18 protein-coding genes and 2 pseudogenes are annotated in these 23,470 nt (G+C 73.7%); 12 read left to right on the top strand and 8 right to left on the bottom strand.

What is annotated here, in order from left to right; translation table 11 throughout:
* The first annotated feature begins 237 nt into the window (after positions 1-237).
* Positions 238-2,331 carry a PhoX family protein gene (locus ABD207_RS08295; RefSeq protein WP_344011237.1) on the top strand — a complete coding sequence of 698 codons (2,094 nt, stop codon included), beginning with the start codon at positions 238-240 and terminating at the stop codon, positions 2,329-2,331.
* 3 nt (positions 2,332-2,334) lie between these two features.
* A pseudogene (locus ABD207_RS08290) lies at positions 2,335-2,574 on the top strand (snapalysin family zinc-dependent metalloprotease); the annotation flags it as partial.
* Positions 2,575-2,785: 211 nt separating this feature from the next.
* On the opposite strand, the gene ABD207_RS08285 reads toward ABD207_RS08290, so the two are convergent.
* The 3 genes from ABD207_RS08285 to ABD207_RS08275 form a co-directional block, all read right to left on the bottom strand.
* Positions 2,786-3,724, bottom strand: coding sequence for an endonuclease/exonuclease/phosphatase family protein (locus ABD207_RS08285; RefSeq protein WP_344011236.1), 939 nt, complete (start codon positions 3,722-3,724; stop codon positions 2,786-2,788).
* Between the two features lie 390 nt (positions 3,725-4,114).
* Entirely contained in the window at positions 4,115-5,050 is a 936-nt protein-coding gene (locus ABD207_RS08280) for a hypothetical protein (RefSeq protein ID WP_344011235.1), read from the bottom strand.
* 347 nt (positions 5,051-5,397) lie between these two features.
* Entirely contained in the window at positions 5,398-5,949 is a 552-nt protein-coding gene (locus ABD207_RS08275) for a hypothetical protein (RefSeq protein WP_344011234.1), read from the bottom strand.
* A 264-nt stretch (positions 5,950-6,213) separates the two neighbouring features.
* On the opposite strand from ABD207_RS08275, the gene ABD207_RS08270 reads away from it, so the two are divergent.
* From ABD207_RS08270 to ABD207_RS08260, 3 genes are read left to right on the top strand one after another with little or no spacing between them, the layout of a single operon-like run.
* Positions 6,214-6,576, top strand: coding sequence for a hypothetical protein (locus ABD207_RS08270; RefSeq protein ID WP_344011233.1), 363 nt, complete (start codon positions 6,214-6,216; stop codon positions 6,574-6,576).
* 4 nt (positions 6,577-6,580) lie between these two features.
* On the top strand, positions 6,581-9,247 hold the full coding sequence (locus ABD207_RS08265; protein WP_344011231.1) for a vWA domain-containing protein: 2,667 nt from the start codon (positions 6,581-6,583) through the stop codon (positions 9,245-9,247).
* A gap of 47 nt (positions 9,248-9,294) precedes the next feature.
* Positions 9,295-10,674 carry an extracellular solute-binding protein gene (locus ABD207_RS08260; protein ID WP_344011229.1) on the top strand — a complete coding sequence of 460 codons (1,380 nt, stop codon included), beginning with the start codon at positions 9,295-9,297 and terminating at the stop codon, positions 10,672-10,674.
* Between the two features lie 33 nt (positions 10,675-10,707).
* On the opposite strand, the gene ABD207_RS08255 is transcribed toward ABD207_RS08260, so the two are convergent.
* A complete protein-coding gene (locus tag ABD207_RS08255; protein WP_344011227.1) occupies positions 10,708-10,893 on the bottom strand; it encodes a hypothetical protein in 186 nt (61 codons plus the stop codon).
* A 98-nt stretch (positions 10,894-10,991) separates the two neighbouring features.
* Between ABD207_RS08255 and ABD207_RS08250 the strand changes: the two genes are divergently transcribed.
* The 3 genes from ABD207_RS08250 (at position 10,992) to ABD207_RS08240 (ending at position 13,429) form a co-directional block, all read left to right on the top strand.
* Positions 10,992-12,335, top strand: coding sequence for a helix-turn-helix domain-containing protein (locus ABD207_RS08250; RefSeq protein WP_344011225.1), 1,344 nt, complete (start codon positions 10,992-10,994; stop codon positions 12,333-12,335).
* A complete protein-coding gene (locus ABD207_RS08245; RefSeq protein ID WP_344011223.1) occupies positions 12,332-12,526 on the top strand; it encodes an N-acetyltransferase in 195 nt (64 codons plus the stop codon). The genes ABD207_RS08250 and ABD207_RS08245 overlap by 4 nt, the downstream gene beginning before the upstream one ends.
* 126 nt (positions 12,527-12,652) lie before the next feature.
* Positions 12,653-13,429, top strand: a complete 777-nt coding sequence (locus ABD207_RS08240) for a GAF and ANTAR domain-containing protein (protein WP_344011222.1) — start codon at positions 12,653-12,655, stop codon at positions 13,427-13,429.
* A gap of 221 nt (positions 13,430-13,650) precedes the next feature.
* On the opposite strand, the gene ABD207_RS08235 is transcribed toward ABD207_RS08240, so the two are convergent.
* Positions 13,651-14,463, bottom strand: a complete 813-nt coding sequence (locus ABD207_RS08235) for a hypothetical protein (protein ID WP_344011221.1) — start codon at positions 14,461-14,463, stop codon at positions 13,651-13,653.
* A 226-nt stretch (positions 14,464-14,689) separates the two neighbouring features.
* On the opposite strand from ABD207_RS08235, the gene ABD207_RS08230 reads away from it, so the two are divergent.
* Complete coding sequence (locus ABD207_RS08230) at positions 14,690-15,688, top strand: nucleoside hydrolase (RefSeq protein ID WP_344011220.1); 999 nt, start codon at positions 14,690-14,692, stop codon at positions 15,686-15,688.
* 319 nt (positions 15,689-16,007) lie between these two features.
* Complete coding sequence (locus tag ABD207_RS08225) at positions 16,008-17,711, top strand: glycoside hydrolase family 13 protein (RefSeq protein WP_344011218.1); 1,704 nt, start codon at positions 16,008-16,010, stop codon at positions 17,709-17,711.
* A 366-nt stretch (positions 17,712-18,077) separates the two neighbouring features.
* Here the strand turns inward: ABD207_RS08225 and ABD207_RS08220 are convergent, their stop codons facing one another.
* Both ABD207_RS08220 and ABD207_RS08215 read right to left on the bottom strand, forming a co-directional pair.
* The gene (locus ABD207_RS08220; protein WP_344011216.1) at positions 18,078-18,446 is read right to left on the bottom strand and encodes a DUF6479 family protein; all 369 of its coding nucleotides are present in this window, start codon (positions 18,444-18,446) and stop codon (positions 18,078-18,080) included.
* 282 nt (positions 18,447-18,728) lie between these two features.
* Positions 18,729-19,171: pseudogene (locus ABD207_RS08215) on the bottom strand (serine hydrolase); the annotation flags it as partial.
* A gap of 141 nt (positions 19,172-19,312) precedes the next feature.
* Here ABD207_RS08215 and ABD207_RS08210 point away from each other — a divergent pair.
* Positions 19,313-20,935 carry a penicillin-binding transpeptidase domain-containing protein gene (locus ABD207_RS08210; protein WP_344011215.1) on the top strand — a complete coding sequence of 541 codons (1,623 nt, stop codon included), beginning with the start codon at positions 19,313-19,315 and terminating at the stop codon, positions 20,933-20,935.
* Positions 20,936-21,027: 92 nt separating this feature from the next.
* Here ABD207_RS08210 and ABD207_RS08205 read toward each other — a convergent pair whose 3' ends face one another.
* Positions 21,028-22,977 (bottom strand): protein-arginine deiminase domain-containing protein, encoded by a 1,950-nt coding sequence (locus ABD207_RS08205; RefSeq protein WP_425580653.1) that lies wholly within the window; start codon positions 22,975-22,977, stop codon positions 21,028-21,030.
* A 241-nt stretch (positions 22,978-23,218) separates the two neighbouring features.
* Between ABD207_RS08205 and ABD207_RS08200 the strand changes: the two genes are divergently transcribed.
* Entirely contained in the window at positions 23,219-23,425 is a 207-nt protein-coding gene (locus ABD207_RS08200; RefSeq protein ID WP_344011314.1) for a hypothetical protein, read from the top strand.
* The last annotated feature ends 45 nt before the right edge of the window (positions 23,426-23,470 follow it).

Below are 23,470 nucleotides of genomic sequence, written 5' to 3'. Positions count from 1 at the left end.
GGCCAGGACGGACACGTAAGGTTAGCGGCCCGTGTGGGCGATCTTGGGCAGGGTCGGGGTGTCCCGGCCAAGCTCTGTCAAGGGCCGTATTCGGCCTCGCCCGGGCCTCTGTCGCCGCACTGCTCAACTTCTCTTTCGCTGCCGCGGATTCACCCGGCGTTCGCCCGGCCGCCCGGCTGCCGCACATATGTGCTCCTAGCGTCGCGCTGACACCACGGGCACCAAGGAGAGAGAACTGTGCGCAAGCTGCTGCCGTTGATCGGAACGCTGTCCGGTTCGCACCCCGGCGGCCGGTCCGCCCTCACCTGTCGCTACCGGTGTGGTGACGCCTGCTTCCACGAGGTGCCCAACACCAGCTCCAACGAGTACGCCGGCGATGTGATCGTAGGGGCGCTGAGCCGGCGGTCGGTGATGCGGGCCGCGGCCGTCGTGACCGTGGCCGGGGCCGGGATGGCCGGGGGCGCGGTGGCGCCTCCGGGAGCGAGGGCGGCCGAGGGAGGGCCGGCGGCCCCGGGTGCGGGTGCCGCCTGGGGCGTGAAGGGGAAGGCGGAGGGCGCGCGAGGGCTGCGGTTCACACCCGTGCCGCCGAACACCACCGATGCCGTCACCGTCCCCGAGGGCTACCGGCACAACGTCGTCATCCGCTGGGGCGAGCCGATCCTGCGCGGCGCGCCCGCCTTCGACCCGGAGAAGCAGACCGCGAAGGCACAGGCCGGGCAGTTCGGGTACAACTGCGACTTCCTCGCCCTGCTGCCGCTGCGCGGCGAGCGCGGGCGCCGACTGCTCGTGGCCAATCACGAGTACACGGACGAGATCCTGATGTTCCGGGGTTACGACCCCGACCACCCCACCCGCGAGCAGGTGGAGATCGCCTGGGCGGCGCACGGGCTGTCGGCGGTCGTGGTGGAGGAGGACCGCAGGACGGGAAAACTGACACCGGTCCCCCGGCATCCCCTCAACCGGCGGGTGACCGCCACGACGGAGTTCGAGCTCACCGGTCCGGCTGCCGGGTCGGAACTGGTCAGGACATCCGCCGACCCGAGCGGGACCCGGGTGCTCGGCACCCTCAACAACTGCTCCGGCGGCACCACCCCGTGGGGCACGACCCTGCACGGCGAGGAGAACTTCAACCAGTACTTCGCCCACGGCAGCCGTGACACCGACAAGCGGTACGGCATCGGCACCGGCGCCACCGAGCGCAAGTGGGAGCGGTTCGACCAGCGGTTCGATCTGGCGCGGGAGCCCAACGAGGTGCACCGGTTCGGGTACGTCGTCGAGTTCGATCCGTACGACCCCGCCTCCACGCCGCGCAAGCACACCGCGCTCGGCCGGTTCAAGCACGAGGCGGCGACCGTGCGGCTGACGCACGACGGGCGGCCGGTCGTGTACTCCGGGGACGACGAGCGCTTCGACTACTTCTACAAGTTCGTCAGCAGCAAGCGGATGCGGCACGGCACCAGCCGCCGGGCGCGCGAGCACAACCTCACGCTGCTCGACGAGGGGACGCTGTACGTGGCCCGGCTGACCGGCGACTCGCCCGCGATCGAGATCGACGGTTCGGGCCGGCTGCCCGAGGACGGGGAGTTCGACGGCAGCGGGGAGTGGATCCCGCTGGCCACCGCCACCGCCGACGGGGCCGTCTCGCACGTGGCGGGCATGACCGCCGAGGAGGTGTTCGTCTTCACCCGGCTCGCCGGCGACAAGGTGGGCGCCACCAAGATGGACCGGCCCGAGGACATCGAGCCCAACCCGGCCACCGGCAAGGTCTATGTCTCCCTCACCAACAACTCCAGCCGCGGCACCGGCGCCGGCCCGAAGGCGGACGAGGCCAATCCGCGCAACGCCAACAAGCACGGCCACGTCCTGGAGCTGACCGAGCGCCGGAACCGGCCGGAGAGCACCCGGTTCGCCTGGTCGCTGTTCCTGGTCGCGGGCGACCCCGAGGACCCGGCGACCTACTTCGCCGGCTTCCCCAAGGACTCCGTCAGCCCGGTCTCCTGCCCGGACAACCTCGCCTTCGACGCCCACGGCAACCTGTGGATCTCCACCGACGGCAGCGCCCTCGGCTCCCACGACGGCCTGTTCGGCGTGGCCACCAGCGGCCCCCGGCGTGGTGAGCTCAAGCAGTTCCTGACGGTGCCGGCCGGCGCGGAGACCTGCGGTCCGGTCGTGCAGGACCGGCGAGTGCTGGTGGCCGTGCAGCACCCGGGCGAGGTGGACGGCGCGACGGTGGAGAACCCGGCCAGCACCTGGCCCGACGGGCCCGGGCGCATCGTCCGGCCCGCGGTGGTCGCGGTGTGGCGCGCGGACGGGCGGGACATCGGCGTGTGAGTCCTCGACTACCAGCAGAACCAGGCCTACGACTCGACGCGCGTGACGGCGCACGAGACCGGGCACGTCCTGGGGCTGCCGGACCACTACCAGGGGCCGTGCAGCGAGCTGATGTCGGGCGGAGGCCCGGGCCCGTCCTGCACCAACGCCTACCCGAACTCCGCCGAGCGGGCGCGGGTGGACCAGCTGTGGGCGAACGGGTTCGCCAAGGCGCTGGACAAGGCGCTGCAGAACGTTCGCCAAGGCGCTGGACAAGGCGCTGCAGAACGTTCGCCAAGGCGCTGGACAAGGCGCTGCAGAAGGCTTCCGCGCGCTGACCGGAGGCGTGTGAGCTTCGCGTGTGAGGTTCGGCCGGTTCTCGGGCCGTCTCCCTTGTGGGGGCGGCCCGTTCCGTTTGTGCCGGTGCCGGTGCCGGTGCGGGGGGCGGGGCGGGGCGGGGCGGAGGCAGGGTGGGTCAGCGGGTGTCGTGCAGGGTGAGGTCGGTGAGCAGGGCGCGGTGGTCGGTGTCGGGAAGGTCGAGGAAGCGGGTGCGGGTCGCAGTGAAGTCGTCGGTGACCAGCACGTGGTCGATCTGGGCGCCGAAGGCGGGGGTGGTTCGGCTGGGCCAGGTCGGGGTGCGGTCGTGGCCGGTGAGCCGGGCGGCGTCGTAGAGGCCGGTGTCGAGCAGGGCGCGGAAGGCGGCGTGGTCCTGTGAGGCGTTGAAGTCGCCGGCCATGACGGTGGGGGTGGTGCGGTCGGCAGCGGCCAGGTCGCGCAGGCGGGCGAGTTCGCGCTGCCAGAGGCCGGTCTGGCCCGGGATCGGGGGCATGGGGTGGGCGAGCTGGAGCCGTACGGAGTGGCCGTCGATGTCGGCGATCGCGCCGGGCATGCCCATGGTGGCCTTGACGCCGGGGGTCGGGCGGAGGGGGCGGCGGCTGAGGATGACGGAGCCCTCGGAGCCGCCGCCGGGGTCGGCCACGCGGTGCGGGTAGGCGGCGGAGAGTTCCCTCTTGAGCGCGGCGTCGCAGGTGTACTCGCATTCCTGGACGAAGACCAGGTCCGGGGTGTGGCGGCGTACGGCGTCGATCAGGGCGGGGGTGGCCCGGCCGAACTCCACGTTGGAGGTCAGGACGCGGAAGGAGGCGACGGGGCGGCCGGTGGGGTCGGCGGACTTGCCGTACGGCTCGATGTACCAGGCGAGCAGGCCGAGGAGGGCGAGGCCCCAGACGGTGCCGGGCCACCAGCGGGCGAGGACGCTGAGGAGGAGGGCGGTGGCGACGGGGGCCAGCAGCCAGGGGAGGAAGGCGAGGAGCTGGGGGGCGGGGGTGAGGGCGTCGGTGTCGGCGAGGCGGCAGACGAGGAGGGCGGTGGTGGGGGCGAGGAGGAGGACTGCGAACGAGGTTTTGACGCGCACGGAGTGTTAGACGGGGGTGGGGGTGCCGGGGTTGCTGTGAGACGCCTCGGCTGCGGGTCGGGGTGGCTGGGGCCGCCTCGGCTGCCGGTCGGGGTGGCTGGGGCACGCCTCGGCTGCGCCTTCGGCGTGGTGTGTTTCCCGCCCGCACCACCCGTGCAGCATGCGTCGTCGGGTGCGGGTGGCCCCTGTGGGGCGTGCTCGCCGTCGGCGGGTGCGGGTGCGATAGGGGCGGCATGGTGGTCGGCTGGGTGGGGGTGGTGCGGTGGCGGCGGCATGGCGGTCCGGTGGGCGGGGGTGGTGCGGTGGGGTGGCGTGGTGGTCGGGTGGGTGTGGGTGGTGCGGGTGGGGGCTCGCTGTTCGTGGTGCGGGTGGGTGGGGCGGTCGGGCGGGTCAGGCGTTGGTGCGGGAGGAGGTTGGGGAGGCGGGGGTGGGGGTCCCCGGAGGCGCCGGGGTGTGGCGGCGGGGGGTGAACCAGGAAGCCAGGGCTACCAGGAGGCCGAGGGCCAGGAGGAGCCAGGACGCTGTGCGGAGGGTCTCGGTGAGGGCGTCGTAGATGGCGGCGGCAGCCGGGCGGTAGGCGGGGTCGGGCAGGTCGGTGAGCGTCAGATGGCGGCCGAGGGCCACGGCCAGGGCCAGCAGTCCGCCGCCCAGGGCCGTGCCGAGGCCGGCGGCGGTCAGGGCCCGGCGGCGGCGCGCGGCCACGGCGATCCCGGTGACGGCGAGGGCGACGGCCGCGAGCGGCAGCCAGCGGGCGGCGGTGTCCAGCACGAGGTATCCCTTCCGCAGTCCGGCCACGTCCTCGGCGGGCAGTACCGGGATCTCGGTGTGCCACACCGGGATGCGGTGCGCGAACGGCAGGTGATCGTCGGCGAGTTTCTGCTTCACCCGGACGACGACGGGCGCGAGGTCGACCGTCACCGGGCCCGGCGCGGGCCGTTCGGCGCGCAGGGCGTGCAGCACCGCCCCGTGCACCACCCGGTTCCCCGCCTCCCACGCCGTGCCGAACGCATCGGTGCGGGTGAACGAGCGGACCGCGTCCTGGAGGAACGGTCCGACGGTCTGCCGCATCGGCCCGGGTTCCAGCTCCCGTACGACGCCGTCGCCGACGGCGTCCGCGACCGCCTCGCGCACGGCCGGGTCGGCGGCCAGCGGGGCCACCGTCCTGACGTACCGTCCGGTGTCGGCCAGCCCGTAGGCCGCCCAGGCCGCGAGCGCGCCGCAGGGTGCCAGCAGGCACGCCAGGGCGATCAGCGCCGCCGCCAGCGCGTCACGCAGCCGCGCGAGCGGCGGGCGCTCGGGTCCGGGTCGTCGGTCGCTGCGGGGCACCCTTCCAGGCAAGGCGCCCTGGGTCCCGCCCGCGAGCGGTGCGCATACGGACGGGTGGCCGGGAGTCCGGGCAGCCCGTGCGGTGCGCTCGGCGGGGGTGGCCCCCTGCCGTGCGCTCGGCCCGGACCGGGTCGGACCGGTGGCTGGTCCATCCGGGGCGGTCCTGGTCGGCTCCCCGTCAGCCTCGGTGGGTCCGGGGGCGGTCCGGGGCGGTCCCGGTCGGCCCCCGTCAGCCTCGGTCGGTCCGGGTCGGGGCGGTCGGGGGGGGCCTGGTCGGGCCCCCTCCAGCCCCCGGTCGGTCCGGCGCGAGGCGCCAGCTGCCCGAAGTTCACCCGAACGGGTGAATTTCAGCCGCGGCTCGGGTGCGGGCCCGGGGCCTCCTCACGGGAACCCTGGGCGATTTCGGCGGAGCTCCCGGCGACCTCGCGGCTCGCCAGCCCGCCCCGGGCGACCTCGCGGCTCGCCCGCCCGCCCCGGGCGTCCTCGCGCGAGTAGTAGACGTAGAAGAGCAGCAGTCCGAGGCCGGCGCCGGAGATCAGGCCGAGCCAGGTGGAGCGCAGGATGCTCGCGTGGGACTGGCTGACCAGGAAGCCGACCGCGCAGCCCGTGAAGGCGCCCCAGGCCGCCGCGTGCAGCTCCCTCGGCAGCCTCGGGCCGATGGCCAGAAGGGCCAGGTAGACCACGATGAACGCGGCCGCGGAGACGAAGCCGAGCAGGAGGTTCCAGCCGGTGACGGGGCCGCCGTAGCGCGCGTTGGCCGCCGCCCAGAAGCCGAAGATCAGGCCGAGCACGACCGCCGTGCCGATGCGGGCCATCGCGTGGGTGCGTTCGCTGAAGAGGTCCGGTGTGCCGGTGGGCCGCCGTCCGGTGGTCCGGGGCCTCGGTGCCGCGTGAGCCATGAGGGTGCTCCTTCCACGTCGCCCCCCGTCCGCCTCGCCTTCCAGGTCACACCTGCCGGGGCCCGCGGGCAAGTCAAGGAGCGGAAGAGCACAGGGAAACGCGGAAACGCCGGGGAGCACGGGGAGCGCAGAGACAAAGAGAGCCGTAATGCCCCGGAGGACCCGCGGACGCGGGAACGCGCAGGACAGCGGCATCCGAGTTGGTTGATCTCGGTACGTCCTGACTCTCCCCCGTGAGCAACAGCGGTGCCATGATGGTGAGTTATGGCTGAGGGGGATGGTGTGGCCAAGCAGGGGATTCGAGTACGACTGGACGGACCCGCGAGCGAGAGCGACCTTCCGGCGCTGCGCAGCTGGCTGGAGCGGGAGCGGCTGCTCGAGGAACTGATGCGCAAGGGCGCGCTGCGGATCGAGGAGCGCCCGAGGACCGACGAGTCCGGTGCCCCGATGGGTCTGGGCACGGACATCCTCATCACACTCGTCAACGCGGCCGCCGGCGTGGCCGTGGCCGAGCTGGTGGTGCAGGTGAAGAAGGCCGTGGCGGCCTGGAAGGAGAACCGGAGAACCGTCGAGAGCGGGGACCCACCGAGCGACTCCGTCGAACCGGTGGACGTCGACGACAGGTAGGCCGGTGAATCGCCTCGATCCGCGCGGGCTGCAGAACCGGGCGGTGCTGGTCGGTGTGTCCGAGTACCTCCACGCCGACCAGCCGCAGGGCGTGCCCGGGAACCTCCCGGCGGTCAGGGAGAACGTGCTCCGGCTGAAGGCGGCGCTCGCCGGGGGCAAGGTCTTCGGCGAGGAGGACATCGAGGTCGTCCACTCGCCGGTGCAGGACGAGTTCCACTCCGCGCTGTTCTCCGCGGTCGACGAGGCCGACGGGGTGCTGCTGTTCTACTTCGCGGGGCATGCCGCCATCCCCAGCGGCGGCGAGGAGCTGTTCCTGCAGTGGCGCAACGCCCGTGTGGTCGCGGGCGGGCCGGCGGTGTTCCTCGGCGCGGACCAGCTCAGTTCCGTGCTGACGATGCTCGCCTCGGGCAAGGCAAAGCGGATCGTGGTCATCCTGGACTGCTGCTTCGCGGGCAACGCGGGGCGGGTCTGGGAGGCGTTCGCCGACCACGACCGGGTGCTGCTGCTGGCGAGCGTGCAGGCCAACAACCGGATCGACGCGGGCGCCCCGGACACGCCGACGCCCTACACCGAGCAGCTGGTGCAGCTGCTGGAGCAGGGCGGGGAGGTCTGGTTCTCGCAGCTTCCCGAGCAGCTGCGGGAGCGGATGCGGGGGCGCAGGACGCTGCGCCCGGAGCCGTGGGAGCCGCAGGACCGGGCGAAGTCGGGGGAGGACGTGCTGCTCGCGGCGACGGACCGCGTGGCGCCGCCTCCGCCCCCTCCGCCGCCGCCACCACCGCCGCACGAGCCCTGGTACCGGCGGCTGCTGCGCCGGCTGCGCGCCTGGCTCGAGCGGCTGCTGGGCGGCCCCGGCAGCGGTACCGGCGGGGGCACCGGCAGCGGTACCGGCGGGGGTACCGGCAGCGGTACCGGCGGGGGTACCGGCGGTAGCACGGGCAGGAGGCCCCGGCACGGCGGCGGCCGGGGGTCGTGGCGCCGGACGATGACCCGCGGGGTCCTCCCGCTGGTCCTCGCGCTGACGCTGATCGGCTTCGGCGGGCGCGCCCTGACCAACCTGCTGTACGGAGACGAGACGCACTGCACCCCGCCGACGGAGCTGCGCGTGCTGACCGACCCGGATCTGCAGGAGACGATCCGGGCCGAAGCCGACGCGTATCTCACCTCCGAGGCGAACACCACCGACGACGGCTGCCGGCGCAGCGGCATCACCGTCTACAGCGCCGGCGCCTCCGACGTGGTGACCGCGCTGCGCGCGCAGAGCGGCATCTGGCAGGAGCCGCTGAACGAGGAGACCAACCCGCAGCGGGACATCGGCCCGCAGCCGGACATCTGGATCCCCGCCTCCCGCGCCGACGTGGGGCGGGTGCAGGCGGGCCAGGACTCCGACGCGGTGGCCGCGCTCAGCCCGGACGAGGAGCCGCTCGCGTACTCCCCGGTCGTGCTGGCCGTGCCGCAGCAGCTCGCCGCGGAGGCCACGCAGGAGCGCATGGACCTGCCGCTGAACCAGATGATCGAGGACCTCAAGGAGCGGGACGACAGCGCCGAGGTGCGCCGCCCCGACCCGGAGCACAGCGCCGTGGGCCTGCTCGCCACCGTGGGCCTGTACGGCGAGGGGGCCCGGGGTGCGGCTCGCGGGGAGCGTCTGGTGGCGCAGCCGGGTTCGCCCGCGCCCACCGCGGACGACCTGATGTGCACGCTGCCCGCCTCCCCCGCGGTGGACGACCGCACCGCGGCGCTGGTCCCCGAGTTCCTGATGCGCAGCGGCGTCGACTGCGAGCACACCACCCGGATCCCGCGGATGGCCCAGTACCCGGAGGACGTACCGGGTGTGGAGCCGCTGTTCGTGCGGGTCCGCTGGCACGACGGCGACGAGGACCGCGGCGCCCGCGACGGGGCGGTCGCCGCCTTCCACGCGTGGCTGGCGGGTGACGAGGGACGTGCCGTGTTCGCCCGGTTCGGCTTCCGCTCGGCACAGAGCGGACAGCTGCTGGACGAGGCGGCGGACGTCGACGGGGTGCTGCGGGTGCCCGCCCCGCTGGACGAGTCGGCCGGGCGCCGGGCGATGGAGCAGGCGCTGACCGCCTACCGGACGGTGGGCGGGCCCGGCAGGGTGCTGTTCCTGCTGGACAGCTCCTGGTCGATGGCCGGGCCGTGGGACGGCCCGAGCGGCGGGCCCGGGCTGCTGCGGCAGTCGCTCGGCGGACTCGGCGGCGCGGACGAGTACGGCGTGTGGTCGGTGGCCGGCCTCGGCGAACGCAACCACGAGACGCTGCTGCCGTCCACCTCGCACCGGCGGACCGACGCCGAGCACACGATCCGCACCCAGGCCCGGGTCAAGGACGCCGAGGCCGATCCGGGCGCCGCGCTGCTCGACGCGTTCGCCGAGATGAAGCGGCGCGGGGACGACGGCCGGCCGCGGCTGATCGTGCACATCACCGACGGCGAGGACAACACCCGGCTGACCGGCAAGAGGCTGAAGCAGGTGCGGGACGCGGCGCGCGAGAGCGGGGTGCCGGTGACCGTGGTGTCGCTGGCGAGCGGCGCCTGCGACGAGGACCGCCCGGACCGGGTGATCGCCGACGCCAGCGGCGGGCGCTGCCTGGACAACCGTGACGACCTGGGGGCGGCCCTGTACGACGAGGTCGCCCGGACCGGAACGGGGGAGGAGTGAAGGACCGGAACGGGGGAGGAGTGAAGGACCGGAACGGGGGAGGAGTGATGATCAGGCGGTTGGCCGGAGTGCTGGCGCTGCTGCTGCTCGCCGCCTGCACCGGGGGCGCGGACGACGGGCGGGCGGGACCGGCGGCGACCTCCGCGAAGGACGAGGAGGGCGTCATCATCGTGGCCAGCGGGCGGGACGTCACCGGCAAGAACGGCGTCCGCCAGCAGCTCATCGACGAGTGGAACGCCCGGCAACGGCAGACCGGCTTCAGCGCCCGGCTTGTGGAGCTGCCCGGCAGCGCCGACGAGCAGCGCAGCCAGCTGCTCGGCGCCCTGCAGTCCGGCAGCGCCGACTACGACGTGGTCAACCTGGACGTGACCTGGGTGCCGGAGTTCGCCGCCGCCGGGCTGATCCGCCCGCTGCCCGGGAAGCTGGTCGACGACGACGTCATCCCGTCCGTGGCCGAGACGGCGTGGTGGGACGGGAAGGTGTACGCGGCACCCTTCAACAGCGACGTCGGCCTGCTCTACTACCGGCACGACTACCTCAAGAAGGCACGCGTCCGCCCCGCCGAACTGGACGAGAACACCACCTGGCAGGACCTGCGGGACGTCATCGACACCCTGGACAGCAACCTCGAGGGCGAGGAGAAGAAGGCCTACGACAAGGGCTGGACGACCCAGCTCGACGCCTACGAGGGCCGCACGGTCAACGCGATGGAGGCCTTCGCCACGGCCGTGCCGGACCTCGACCTCGTCGACGAGGACGGCAGCTACACGGGCACCGTGGACGGTCTGACCGCCGGGATCGCGGAGCTGCGCCGGCGCGCCGACCTGCCGTACACCCTCAAGGACGCCTACAAGTCCGACGAGGCGGCCTCGCTGAGCGACTTCGTCGAGGGCCGCACCGCCTTCCTGCGGCACTGGCCGTACGTGTACCCGACGCTGCTGCGCACCTTCGACGACGGGCAGCTCAAGGTGGCTCCGCTGCCCGGGCGGGCGGTGCTCGGCGGGCAGAACCTGGCGGTGACCCAGGGCTCGCAGCGGGCCCGCAAGGCGACCGAGCTGATCGAGTTCCTCACCAGCCGGGAGAGCGAGAAATGCCTGCTCGACGCGGGGTTCGCGGCGACGCGCACCTCGGTGTACGAGAAGCCGGTGCGGTGCGTCACGGACCAGGGGAAGCCGTCCGCGTCCCCCACCAGCGAGGGCGACGACGACCAGGGGCAGCTCGACGAGAAGGAACGCGCCCACTACCGGCGGAACATCCTGCTGCCCGCCCTGGAGAAGGCCGTGCACCGTCCGAGGACCCCGCTGTACGGGGCGTTCACCCAGACCTTCATGGCTCAGCTGGGGCCCCTGTTCGGCAGCAGCAGACCCGCCGACGAGGTGCTGGCCGGGCGCCTGCACGCGGCCCTGCGCAGGGCGCTTCCGCGCTGATGGTCACGCACACCGCTGCCGCTGCCCCGTCCGCTAGCGCGCCGCCGTTCTCATCGCGTCCGCCGCCGGGGCGGTGGCCTGCCCCTGCACGTCGGGGCGGCTGTCGGTGTGGGCCTTGGCGGGGCCCGCGTAGGCGGCCAGGACCAGCGCGGCGACCGCGGTCACGGCCGCGGCAGCGCTGCGGGTGTAACGCTCGGCGGTGCGTATACGGTCCAGCACGGCGACCTCGCAACAGCGGTGGGTTAAGCACGTTTAATTAGTCGTTTAACGTAGGGGCCTCGGGACTCGAACGGCAAGGGGCACAAGGGGAGTTGGCGGTGGGGAAGCGTGACGATCCGGAGACCATCGGACGCAGGGTGCAGCAGCTGCGGGTGGAGCGCGGACTGACCCAGAGACAGCTGGCGGAGCCGGAGTACACGCCCGCCTACATCTCCACGCTGGAGGCCGGCCGGGTGCGGCCCTCCGACGAGGCGCTGCGGCATCTCGCCGTGCGCCTCGGGGTCGCCTTCGACGAACTGGCCACCGGACGCCCCGCCCGGCTCGTCACCGAGCTGCGGCTGCGGCTGACCGAGGCGCAGCGCAGCCTCGCCGCCGGTGAGGCGGAGGCGGCGGTGGAGCAGTACACCGCGCTGCTGGCGGAGGCGGAGACGCACGGGCTGGCCGAGGAGCAGGCGGCGGCCCTGCTGGGGCTCGGCGAGTGCGCCCTGGAGACCGGCGAACTCGGCGCCGGACGCGAGTACTTCGAGCGGGCCGAGCAGCACCTCGCCGACGCCCCGCTGCCCGCACGGGTCCCGGCCCTGCGCGGCCGGGCGGTGGCCCACTACCTCGCCGGTGAACTCCGCTACGCCGTCTACCTGCTGGAGTCCGCCCTCGACGAGCTCAACCGCGGCGGACTGCACGACCCGGACGCGCTGCTCCTGCTCTACGCGAGCGTGATCGGGCCGTACATGGACATGGGCGCGCACGCCCGCGCCGCCCAGGCGGCGGAGTACGCCCTGGCGCTCGCCCCGCAGTCCGGCGACCCGGCGCTGGTGGCCCGCATGCACCGGTCGGTGGCGCGCACCCTCCTCGCCGAGGGGCGGCTGGCCGAGGCGGACGCCTCCCTGGCGAAGGCGGCCGAGCTGTACCGGGGCCTGCACCTGCGCACCGAACTCGCCAACTGCCACTGGATGCGCGGCTACGTTCACGCCCAGAACGGCGAACTGGAACGCGCCGAGGCGGAGCTGCGCGAGGCGCTGACCATGCTCTCCGCCCGCCGCGCGGCCCTCTACAGCAGCCAGGTCACCGTGGAGCTGGCGGACGTGCTGCACCGGCGCGGCGCCTCGGCGGAGGCGGCGGAGCTGCTGCGCGACGTCCTCGGCAAGCTCTCCCCCGAGCGGGGCGCGGTCCACGCCGCCGCCGCGCACCGCCTGCTCGGCATCATCGCCGAGGACGCCCGCGACACCGAGGGCGCCGAGGAGCACTACGTCCGCGCCATGAGCCTGCTGGAACGCGCGGGCGCCGCCGGCGACCTGGCCGACCTGTGCCGCCTCCTCGGCGACCTGCTGCGCCGCACCGGCCGCATCGAAGCAGCCCTCGACGCCTACCGCACCGGCCTCGGCCACCGCACCACCCCGGGCACCACCACGTTGGGCCCGGCGCCCGCTCAGCCGCCGGTGTGAACGGGCGGGGTGCCGGGGCCGCGCTGCTGGCCGGCCGCCCCGAGGAGCGGGTCACGCTCCTGGTGGAGCCGGCCCACGCCAAGGTCAAGGCCCTGTACGAGAGCTGGGGGTACCGCAACGCCGGAGACCAGCGGCCGTTCCCGGACGCACCGGTCTACGCCACGATGGTGCGCCCGCTGACTGCCGGCTGAGCGAGGCAGCCGGGCCCGCCCGGTGCCCGGCGGAGACATCGCACAGGCGGCCGTCCAGGCGGTTCGGTTTCGGCCGGGCCCGGGAGGGTAGTCGGGGCACGTTTCGGCTGCGTTGTGAGGGAGGCGGTGGCCTTGCGGTCGGGGGACGACCCTGGCGGCGGACCCGGACCGGGCCGCGCCCGCGACCCCGGTGGCCCGGGGTATCAGCAGGCGGCGGAGGCGATCGCCGAAGGGGTGCGCGGGGTGCCGCCGGGGGAGGTGCCGGGGCGGCTGTGCGCGGTCGCCGTGGAGCTGCTGCCCGTGGACGGGGCGAGCGTGTCGCTGCGCAGCGACGGCATGCCGGTGCAGCTCTGTGCGAGCAGCCCGCACGCCGCGCATCTGGCCCAGCTGCAGGCCACCCTGGGCGATGGCCCCTGCCGTCAGGCGCTGGAGACCGGCGCGCCCGTGCTCGTCGCGGACCTCGCCGTGCCGCCGTACACCGACCGGTGGCCCGTCTTCGTGCAGCAGGCCCTCGCCGCCGGGGTGCGGGCGGTGCATGTGCTGCCCCTCGGCAGCGAGGCCGTCTGTGTCGGCACCCTGGATCTTTACCGTGCCACGCCCGGCGGCCTCGGGGAGGAGCAGGTGCGCATCGCCCTGCTGGTCGCCGGTGTCATGACCGTCGCGCTGATGGCGCTGCCGCACGGCGAGGAGTACGACCTCGGGAGCGGCGAACCCTGGCTGAGCGGGCTCGCCGCCGAGCACGACACGATCTACCAGGCCGTCGGCATGATCATGGCCCAGCTGGGCGTGGGCGCGGACGAGGCTCTGGCCCGGCTGCGCGGCGACGCCTTCGCCTACGGCCGTACGGCTCTCGACGTGGCCCGGGACGTGGTGGCGCACCGCAGGCGGTTCGACGCGTATTGAGTGATCGGCTGGGCCGAGTGCGGGACGAGATCGCCCGACTGCTGCGGGAGGGCAGGAAGGTGCAGGCGATCATCTGCCGGGCTGCTGCGGGAGGGCAGGAAGGTGCAGGCGATCAAGGTGTACGGGTGTACCGGGGAGGCCACCGGGGCGGGACTGGCCGAGGCGAAGGAGGCCGTGGAGGGGATGGAGCGGCAGGGCTGAGAAACGGAGAGCGCGGGCGGTCAGACCTCGAGGCGGGCCTGGCGGCGGATCTCGGCCAGGCGTTCCGCGCCGAGTTTCACCACTCCCTGCGTGACGTCGGGCGCGACCTCGCCGTAGCCGCCGTTGGTGAGGGTGACGGTGTCCTCGCCGACCTGTACGGCGGCGAGGTCCACGGTGAGGTAGGTCGGCTCCCCGTCCTCCGTCTCTCCGGTCATGGTGACCCGGACCGCCGCCCGCGCGTCCCCGGCCCCCGGCAGCTCCAGCTCCTCGACCTCGACGCCCTGGGTCCCGGCCCGTGCCGTGCGCGCGGCGAACTCCCCGCAGACCTCCGGCATGGTGCGCAGCCACCGAAGCGTGCGGTCCACGTCCTTGGGGCGGAAGGCGGCCACCTGGTAGCGGAGCTGGCTGCCGTCGTAGGCGTCGTCGAGGGTGATCACGGCGCGGGGGCCGGCCGGGGTGCCGAACAGCTCCTCGGTGTAGAGCACGTCCATCAGCTTCCGGCAGGGCGCGGCGTCGTCCTCGACCCGCGCCTTGAGCAGTCCGTCCCGCCAGGTCGCCACGCCTCGCGTCGGCACCCACGGTTCCCCCAGGTCCTGCTCGGTGATCAGCGCCGCCCGCGCCTGCGCCTCGTTCAGACCGGCGGGCGGCGCGGCGGAGGGCTGCTTGCCCGCGGGGGAGCGGGAGGCGGTGGCCGTCGTCTCGTCCGCGACGCCGGCGGGGAGACCGGCCCTGCTGCGGTCCTCGGCGGTGCAGGCGGCGGTGGTCAGCAGCGCGGTGAGTGACAGCGCGGAGGCGGCGAGGGCACGGGCGGCGGCGGCCGGGGCAGGGGTCATCGCGGTGCCTCCTGGGGAGCAAGATCAGGTGTTTGCTCCCACGGCACCACCGGTCCGGCCGTCCCACCAGCGCGGCGGTCCGAGTGGGTGAGCGGGCGCCGGTGAGCGGACGCCGGTGAGCGGCGACCGCCTCGGGGGCAGCAGGCCGGATGCCTGGGGCGTCCTCCGGGGGCAGCGCGTAAGGTCGACGCAGTCAGTGGCCCACGGCAGCGTGAGGGAGCCCGAGGTGACGTACGGTCAGCCCATCCCGGTCATCATCGACTGCGACACCGGTGTCGACGACGCCCTGGCCCTGCTGTTCGCCGTACGCCACCCGGCGATCGACCTGCGCGCGGTGACCTGCGTGGCCGGGAACACCGACGTGGACGGCGTCGTCCGCAACACGCTCACCGTGCTGGAGCAGGCCGGCGCGCCCGAGATCCCGGTCGCCCGCGGTGCCGAACGGCCGCTGATCGAGCCGTCGCGGTCCGCCCGGCACGTCCACGGCCACGACGGCATGGGCGACCTCGGCCTGCCCGCCCCGCGGCGCACCCCGGCCGACGTGGACGCGGTGACGCTGCTGCGCCGGGAGATCCTGGCCTCGCCCCGCCCGGTCACCCTGGTGCCGACGGCCCCGCTCACCAACATCGCGCTGCTGCTGCGCACCCACCCCGAGGTCACTCGCAACATCGAGCGGATCGTGTTCATGGGCGGTGCGGCGGGCACCGGGAACGCCTCGCCGGTGGCGGAGTTCAACGTCTGGCACGACCCGGAGGCGGCGGCCATCCTGCTCACCGCCGGTGTGCCGACCACCATGTACGGCCTGGACGTGTTCACCCGGGTCGTCGTCCCGGCGGCCGATGTGCGCCGGCTGCGCGCGGCCGCGGAACCGGGCGCCCGGCTGGCCGGTGAGCTGCTCGCCCACCGCCCGGCGACGCCGGGCAGCCGCCCGGACGACCCCGAGGAGGACGCCGGCGGCCTCGGCGACGCGGGCGCGGTGTGCGCCGTCGTCGACCCGGACGGGCTGGTCACGCACCGGCTGCCCGTCGAGGTGTCCCTGGCGCCCGGCCCCACCCGCGGCCAGACCGTCGTCGACCGCAGGCCCCGCATCGGCGAGGCCGAGCTGCACGAGGGCACGCGGGAGCAGCCGCTGGTGGACGTGGCGCTGGAGGTGGACGTGGAGCGGTACGTGAAGCTCTACCTGGGAACGGTGGAGGGCACGGGCACGGCCCCCCACGCCGGGTGACCGGCAACACCGGGTGACCGGCAGCAGCGTATGAACGGGGGCGCGGGCAGGCGCATCGTGTGGCGGTCAAGGGGCGCAGGCAGGCGCATCCCATGACGGTCGGCGGCGCAGACGTGCGCGGCCGGTGACGGTCAGGGCACCGGGAGCCCCCACACCGCGGGACGTCAGGCCCGCCCCGTCACGTATTCCGGAAGCGAACGTCCTGTATGCGGACGTATCCGACACCGGGTGGGAATGGTATCGATCGGGTGGTGTGTTCACCTTTACTGCCGTGTGGACAGATTTCCGCTGTCACCCGCACATACCCAGAGGAGACCGCGTGACCGATCGCACCGTCACTCCCGGCCCCCGGCCGCACCAGCCCGCACCCGACGCCACGCCCGACCTCTCCTCCCGTGACCCGAACTGGTGGCGGCAGGCCGTCATCTACCAGGTCTACCCCCGCAGCTTCGCCGACGCCGACGGCGACGGACTGGGCGACCTGCGCGGGATCACCCGGCGCCTGACCCATCTCGCCGCGCTGGGCGTCGACGCCCTGTGGCTCAGCCCCTTCTACCCGTCCGAGCTGGCCGACGGCGGCTACGACGTCATCGACCCGCGCGAGGTGGACCCCCGCCTCGGCACCCTGGACGACTTCGACGCCCTGGTCCGCGAGGCCCACCGCCTCGGCCTGAAGGTGATCGTCGACATCGTCCCCAACCACACCTCCCACCAGCACGTCTGGTTCCAGGAGGCGCTGCGCTCCGGCCCCGGCTCCCCGGCCCGCGACCGCTATGTCTTCCGCGACGGCCGCGGCGCGCACGGCGAGCTGCCGCCCACCGACTGGCAGTCCGTCTTCGGCGGCAGCGCCTGGAAGCGGGTGCCCGACGGGCAGTGGTACCTGCATCTGTTCGCCGCCGAGCAGCCCGACCTCAACTGGGCCAACCCGGAGGTGCGCGACGACTTCCGCACGACCCTGCGCTTCTGGGCCGACCGCGGGGTGGACGGCTTCCGCATCGATGTCGCCCACGGTCTCGCCAAAGACCTCGACGAGCCGCTGCGCGACCTCGGGTGCCCTGAGCTGAGCAGCGCGACCGCCCTCGCCGAGTTCCCGCCCGGCACCCACCCCTTCTACGACCGGGACGAGGTGCACGAGATCTACCGCGACTGGCGCAAGATCCTCGACGCGTACTCCCCGCCCCGCATGGCCGTCGCCGAGGCCTGGGTGCCGGACGCCCGCCGCGCCCTGTACGCCCGTCCGGACGAGCTGGGCCAGGCCTTCAACTTCGAGTACCTCCAGACGCCGTGGGACGCGCAGGCGCTGCGCCGGGTGATCACCGAGTCGCTGGAGACCGCGAACGCGGTCGGCGCCTCGGCGACCTGGGTGCTGTCCAACCACGACGTGGTCCGGCACACCTCCCGGCTGATGCTGCCGCCGGGCACCGACGAGAACGCCTGGCTGCTGTCCGGCGGCCACGCCCCCGCCGTCGACCCGGACGCCGGGCTGCGCCGGGCCCGCGCGGCCACCCTGCTGATGCTGGCGCTGCCGGGCTCGTCGTACGTCTACCAGGGCGAGGAGCTGGGCCTGCCCGAGGTCGCCGATCTGCCCACCGAGGTGCTTCAGGACCCGATCTGGGAGCAGACCGGCCGGGTCCGCAAGGGCCGCGACGGCTGCCGGGTGCCGCTGCCGTGGACCACCACGGGCCCGTCGTTCGGCTTCGGCCCGTCCGGGGCCTGGCTGCCGCAGCCGGCGTACTTCGCCAGGTACTCCGTCGAGGCGCAGGACGGCGTGGAGGGCTCCACCCTGGAGCTCTACCGCACGGCCCTGCGGCTGCGCCGCAAGCTGCTGCAGGACGAGACGCTGTGCTGGGCGGAGGAGACGCCGCCGGGTGTGCTGCAGTTCGACCGCGGCGACGGCTGGCGCTGTGTGGCCAACCTGTCCGGCGAGCCCGTCAGCCTCCCGGCCGGCGAGGTCCTGCTGACCAGCGCGCCCCTGGAGGACGGACGCCTGGGCCCGGACACCACGGCCTGGCTGGGCCGCTGAGGGTCACCCTCGCTTCCGGTGAGGTGAAAGGGCCCGCTTCCCGCCCGCCTCGGCCTCGCGTCCACCTGCGTGGCGCGGGGCCGGGGCCCGTCCCCCGGTCGGCCCGGACGCATGGGCCGGACGCATGGGCCGGACGAATGGGTCGGGCGAATGGGTCGGGCGAATGGGTCGGGCGAATGGGTCGGGCGAATGGGCCGGGCGAATGGGTCGGGCGAATGGGAATGGGTTGAGCACGGCTCACTCGTCAGGTGCGAGCAGCGGGGTCCGCCGGGGCGAGCCCGGTTCCGGGCATGCGAGAGTCCGGGGTGGCCTGGGATCAGTAGGGGTCGCACACGGCCCTGCGGGGCCGTACGCAGGCGTACGTGATCACACGTGCCCCGGGCCTCCGCTGCCGAAGCCACCGCTGGAGCCGGGCGCCCAGCGCTTGCGGCTCTGGTCCTTGCCGGTCCTGGTGCTCGACTGATGGATCTCGTACGGCATGAGGCGCCTGCCGTCCTCGGCGGCGACCACCTCGTCCGGTTCGCGGACCTCCAGTTCCTCGCGGACCGGGCCGCCCTCCGGCATCTTCGGTTGTTCCTCGGGGGAGGGGTGGTGCACGTCCTTGTCCATGACCCGCATGCCGACCCGGACCGCCCAGAGCAGCGCGAGGGCCACGACCAGCCCGCCGATGAAAGCGGCGAACACGTTCAGCTGTTGCTGGGTTATCGCCAGTACTTCATACGTTGCCGTGCTCATGCCTTCATTATCGCCGAGGAAATGCAATAAAGCGCCCGGAATGTCCGGGAGGAATCGGAACGAAGCGTCGCCCGAGGTGGGGGCTTGATCGGGTCGATCGGCTCGGCTGGCCGGGTTGGCCCGGTTGGCCCGGTTGGCTCGAGCCGCCTCCGCCCCCGTTCGGATGCGGTCGGCGCGCGCCGCGGCCCGCGGCGTGACAGATTGCGGCCAGAGGGAAGGCCGGGACGGGCCGTCGCGTCCCCACGTGTGCAGCTCGGGGCCCGGCCCCGGCCTTCCCGCGTTTCAGCCCGTCGCCGGGCGCGCCCGCAGGGCGTCCACCGCGAGCCGGGCCGCGGTGCCGATGACCGCGTCGGCCGCCGGGAGGGTCGCGGCGGGGAGGCGGTGCGGGTGAAGACCGCCACCGCGTCGCGGCCGCCGTCCGGGTACTCGACGACGCCGACCTCGTTGCGCACGGTCGGCAGGGTGCCGGTCTTGCCCGCCACGTGCACGTCGTCGAAGGGGAAGCCGGAGGCCAGCCGGTGCGGCCAGACCTGGAGGGCGAGCAGGCGCCGCGTGGCCGCACAGTGCTCGGCGGTGCCGGCCTCGTCCCGCCACACGGCGGCGAGCAGGCGGGTCATCTCGCGCGGGGTGCTGCGATTGGTGCGGGCCGGGTCGAGGGCGCGGAGCCGGGCGATGACATGCGGGTCGGTCAGGGCGCCGGCGCTGCCGGGACCGGCGTCCTCCCGCCGGCGTCACCGGCCGGCTCAGCCACGAAGCACTCCAGGTGCCGCACCAGGTCCACGACCAGTCATCATATCGAGTGTTTATCGATCCATGATTCCTATGGGTCTTGGACGGGTGGCCGGTCGTCCTGCTGTCCTCGGCGCATGGACACCCAAGTCGACTTCATCCGGACCTCTCCCGGCCGCCGCCGCCCGCGCCGGGCGGTGATGGCGTTCACCGCCGTCGCGGTGGTCGCCGCCCTCGGGGTGGGCGGCACGTACGTGGCCGGCATCGGACCCTTCGCGGACGACGGCCCCGACCCGGAGGCCGGGGCCCAGGCGCGCGCGTTCCTCGCCGACTGGTCCGCGGGCCGGCTGCCGGCCGCCGCCGCCCGCACCACCAGCCCCGGCCGCGCCCGGCAGGTCCTGGGCAGCTTCACCTCCGGCCTCGGCATCGAGAAACCGCAGTTCACCGCGAAGGCACCGAAGGAGAGCGACGACGGCACCGTCACCGTCCCCTTCACCGCCCGTATGCCGATCACCGGCCTCGGCACCTGGACCTACAGCTCGGCGCTGCCGCTGCGCGAGCAGAAGGACGGCGACTGGAAGGTGGACTGGAAGCTGTCGCTGGTGCACCCGAGGCTCAGCGGCACGGAGAAGTTCCGCCTGGAACGCGAGGAGAGCGAGCCCGTCGAGGCCACCGACCGCGACGGCGACACCCTCTCCGGCGAGACCCACCCCTCCCTCGGCCCCGTCCTCGCCCAGCTCGCCGCACGCTCGGGCGGCGGACCCCGCGGCGCCGTGCTGCTCGTCGACCGCACCACCGGCGACACCGTGCGCACCGAGGCCGCCTTCGGCAGGAAGCCCGCCGTCAAGTCCGAACGCCCGCTGCGCACCACCCTGGACGCCGGCTGGCAGTCCGCCGCCGAGCGCGCCCTGGCCGAGGCGGACGGCAAGAACGCCGCACTGGTCGCGCTGCGCATCGACAACGGCGAGATCCTCGCCGTGGCCAACTCCCCCGCCTCCGGCTTCAACCGCGCCGTCTCCGGCACCTACGCCCCCGGCTCCACCTGGAAGATCGTCACCAGCAGCGCCCTGCTGCTGAAGGGCGCGGTCGCCCCGGACGACGTGGTGGACTGCCCCAAGCACCTGACCGTGGGCAAGAAGTGGCAGAACGTGGAGACCTCCGAGCACCGCGGCGCCACCTTCCGCAAGGACTTCACCGAGTCCTGCAACACCGCCTTCATCAGCCTGCGCGGCAGGCTCGGCGACGGCGAGCTCGGGGACGTGGCGAAGAAGTACTTCGGGGTCGGCCAGAGCTGGCACGTGGGCGTGCCGTCCTACGACGGCGCCGTGCCGGCGCCGCGCGACGAGACCGAGAAGGCCGCGTCGATGATCGGGCAGGGCCGCGTCCAGGCCAACCCGCTGATCATGGCCTCGGTCACGGCGACGGCCGTGTCCGGGGCCTTCCACCAGCCCTCGCTGGTGGAAGGTGCCAAGGACACGACCGCCACCACCCGGCTGCCGCGCAAGGTCGTCTCCCAGCTGCGCGCGCTGCTGCGGGCCACCGTCACCGACGGCACCGCGAGCATCCTGGCCGACCTGCCCGGCGAGATCGGCGGCAAGACCGGCACCGCGGAGGTCTCCGACGACCAGGACAACAACGGCTGGATGGTCGCCCACCGCGGCAATGTCGCCGTGGCCTGCGTGGTCGAGGAGGGCGTCACGGGCAGTGGCTCGGCCGGGCCGGTGCTGCACAGCCTGCTGTCCGCCGTCCCCGAGTCCTGAACCGGGCGGCCGGAATCCCGCTCCGGCCACCCGGGCCGGCTCCGGCCACCCGGGCCCACCCCGGCAGGCAGTCCTCCGGCAAGCGGCCTTCGCTAACGCCCCTTCCACCAGGCGGCGTTGGCGTCCCGCAGGGTGTTGGTGCCGCAGTGCACCTCACCCATGCCGAGGTGGTAGGTGTACCAGTCGTCGAGGTACGACACCTTCAGCCCCGCCCGCCGGTACGCGGCGCTCACGGCCTCGGTGAAGATGTCCTTGCCGGCGACGACCGGCCCCCACTGACGGGGCGCCAGATACCGGTCCGGGCCCAGCACCACGCCGTTCACCGCGCCCGGTACGTACGCGCTGGTCATCACCGTCTTCGCGGCCTTGCCGCCGTCCCGCCCGGCCAGCCACCTCTGCTGGCCCCGCTCCCGCAGCGTGTCCACCAGCGGGGCCTTGCCGCCCATCCGGGTCAGCCGCGGCACGGGCACCTCGTCGCCGCTCGTGTCGGTCGCCTCGCCGTCCCGCGTGTACAGGGCGGGCACCCGGACCACCTCGGCGTCGGTGACCCCCGTCTCCCGCTTGAGGATCGCCAGGTTGGCCTCGATCCGCCGCGCCGCCATCTCGTTGTCGGCGACCAGATGGCGGGAGGCGAGCGCCTTGTCGATGGTCTCCTTGGGCGCCGGCTGGCCCTTGATGCCCGGCACGGAGAACATCTTCGTCTTCCCGTGCCCCGCCTTCTGCGCGTCGCGCAGCAGCTTCAGCCCGGCCTGCGGGTCGGCGATGCCGATGCGCCAGCCGCGCGGAGTGCCGGCGGGCAGGAACTGCACGAACTCGTCGACGTGCCCGACGCTCAGCCAGGAGGTGTCCAGCAGCAGCGGATCCTGCAGCCCCTGTGCCTTCAGCATGGTCCGCACGGCCTTCGAGGGCTTCTCCCCGGTGTCCTTGCGCCAGCCCTGGATGATCCGGCCCGCGGGATAGGAGCGGCCCGCGTGCGCGTAGGGCGGGATGGTCTCCAGGTTGCCCATGGAGTTCAGCGTCCAATCCTCGGGACCGGACCGGTCGAAGGCCTGCACCACGCCCACGTTCCGGCCGCGGACCTTCTCGAACAGCTCCCGGCCCGCCTCGCGGTCCCGCTGGTCCGAGCGCAGCATCACCCGCATCACCTGCCGGCGGCCGCCCGGCCCGGTCATGCTCACATAGGCGGGCTCCACGAAGTCCTGCGCCCAGGGGTCGCCGTACTTGTCGAAGGTGATCAGCGGCTGGTTGATCCCGGCCCGCTTCACCTCCTTGCCCAGCTCCCGCACGAACTTCTGCTGCAGCCGCTCCCACTGGCCCTTGCCGGGCACCCGGGTGACCATGACCTGCTGCGCCTTCTGCAGGTGGTGGTGGGTCAGCAGCGGCGCCACCCGCAACGTCACCTGGTCCGAGGTGGTCCGCTTGCCCGCGGTCACGGTCAGCCGCACCACGGCCCGCCCGTCCCACTTCTTCGGATCGCGGATGACGTCGGTGGCCTCGATCCCGAACTCCACGCCGGCGCGCAGCTCCTTGGGCGTCAGCCGGGTCTTCGCGGTGACCGGCACCCAGGCCCCGCCCCGCTTGAGGAAGAGGCGGGTGTACTTGGCCCCGGCGGTCACCTTCAGGCTGCCGTGGGCGCCCTTCGGCACCTTCGCCATCGGTACGGACCGGATTCTCGCCAGGTCGGCGGCGTCCGCGCTGCCGTTGACCTTGGTGTCGGAGGCGTCGTTGCAGGCGGCCAGCCTGGCGTCGGACAGCGGCTTGCCCTTGGCGTCCTTGGTGCGGCAGCGCTTGGTGTCGTCGTCGATGTTCGGCAGCATCACCGCGCCCCGGCCGGTGGACCAGGAGTCCTCACCGGCGGTGTCCGTGGTGCCCTGGACGTCGACGCGTCCGTCCCGGCCGGTGTCGACCCGCAGATCGGCCGAGGTGGTGCCGGGCGCGGCGTGGGCGGGGGAGAGCGGTGTCACGCATACGGCTCCCGCCGCGACGAGAGCGGCGATCACCGGTCCTGCGGGGTTCCTGCGTATACCCGTACGAGTCCGCACGGCGCATCCCTCCTCAGGTGGGGGGTGGTTGTGTCGCCGTGCAAGAGGAGGGACAGGAGCCGCACGTTCCCGATGAGGCGCGGGTCATATCGCTTCGGGCGGACTGGAACTGACGATGCGTCGGCTCAGTGGGACTCGGCCGGGCTCAGGCCGGAGATGCCTCCGCCGTCGCGCCGCACTCCGAAGAAGCGCCGCCGTCCGCAACGTTGCCGCCCTCCGCAATGTTGCCGCTTGCCGACGCGTGCCGCGCTCCGCGCGGTCGAGGTGCTCCCGGAGGGTCGCGGCGAACTCCTCGGCACGGGCCAGCTGGGCCCGCAGACCGGCCACGCGCTACGCCATCGAGACCAAGTACGCCCAGCGCGGCAAAACCGTCGAGATCACCGGCCTGAGCGATCCCAGCGCCCGCCTGCACGACCGGCTGAGCGGCGAACTCGTCGGCGGGCACTGACCGGCAGGCGGGGGACTCGTCGGCGGGCACTGACCGGCAGGCGGG

The sequence above is a fragment of the Streptomyces thermospinosisporus genome (assembly GCF_039526425.1).
Classification (GTDB): domain Bacteria; phylum Actinomycetota; class Actinomycetes; order Streptomycetales; family Streptomycetaceae; genus Streptomyces; species Streptomyces thermocarboxydovorans.
The sequence above is the reverse complement of the archived record's forward strand: the minus strand, read 5'-3'. Positions and strand labels throughout refer to the sequence as shown.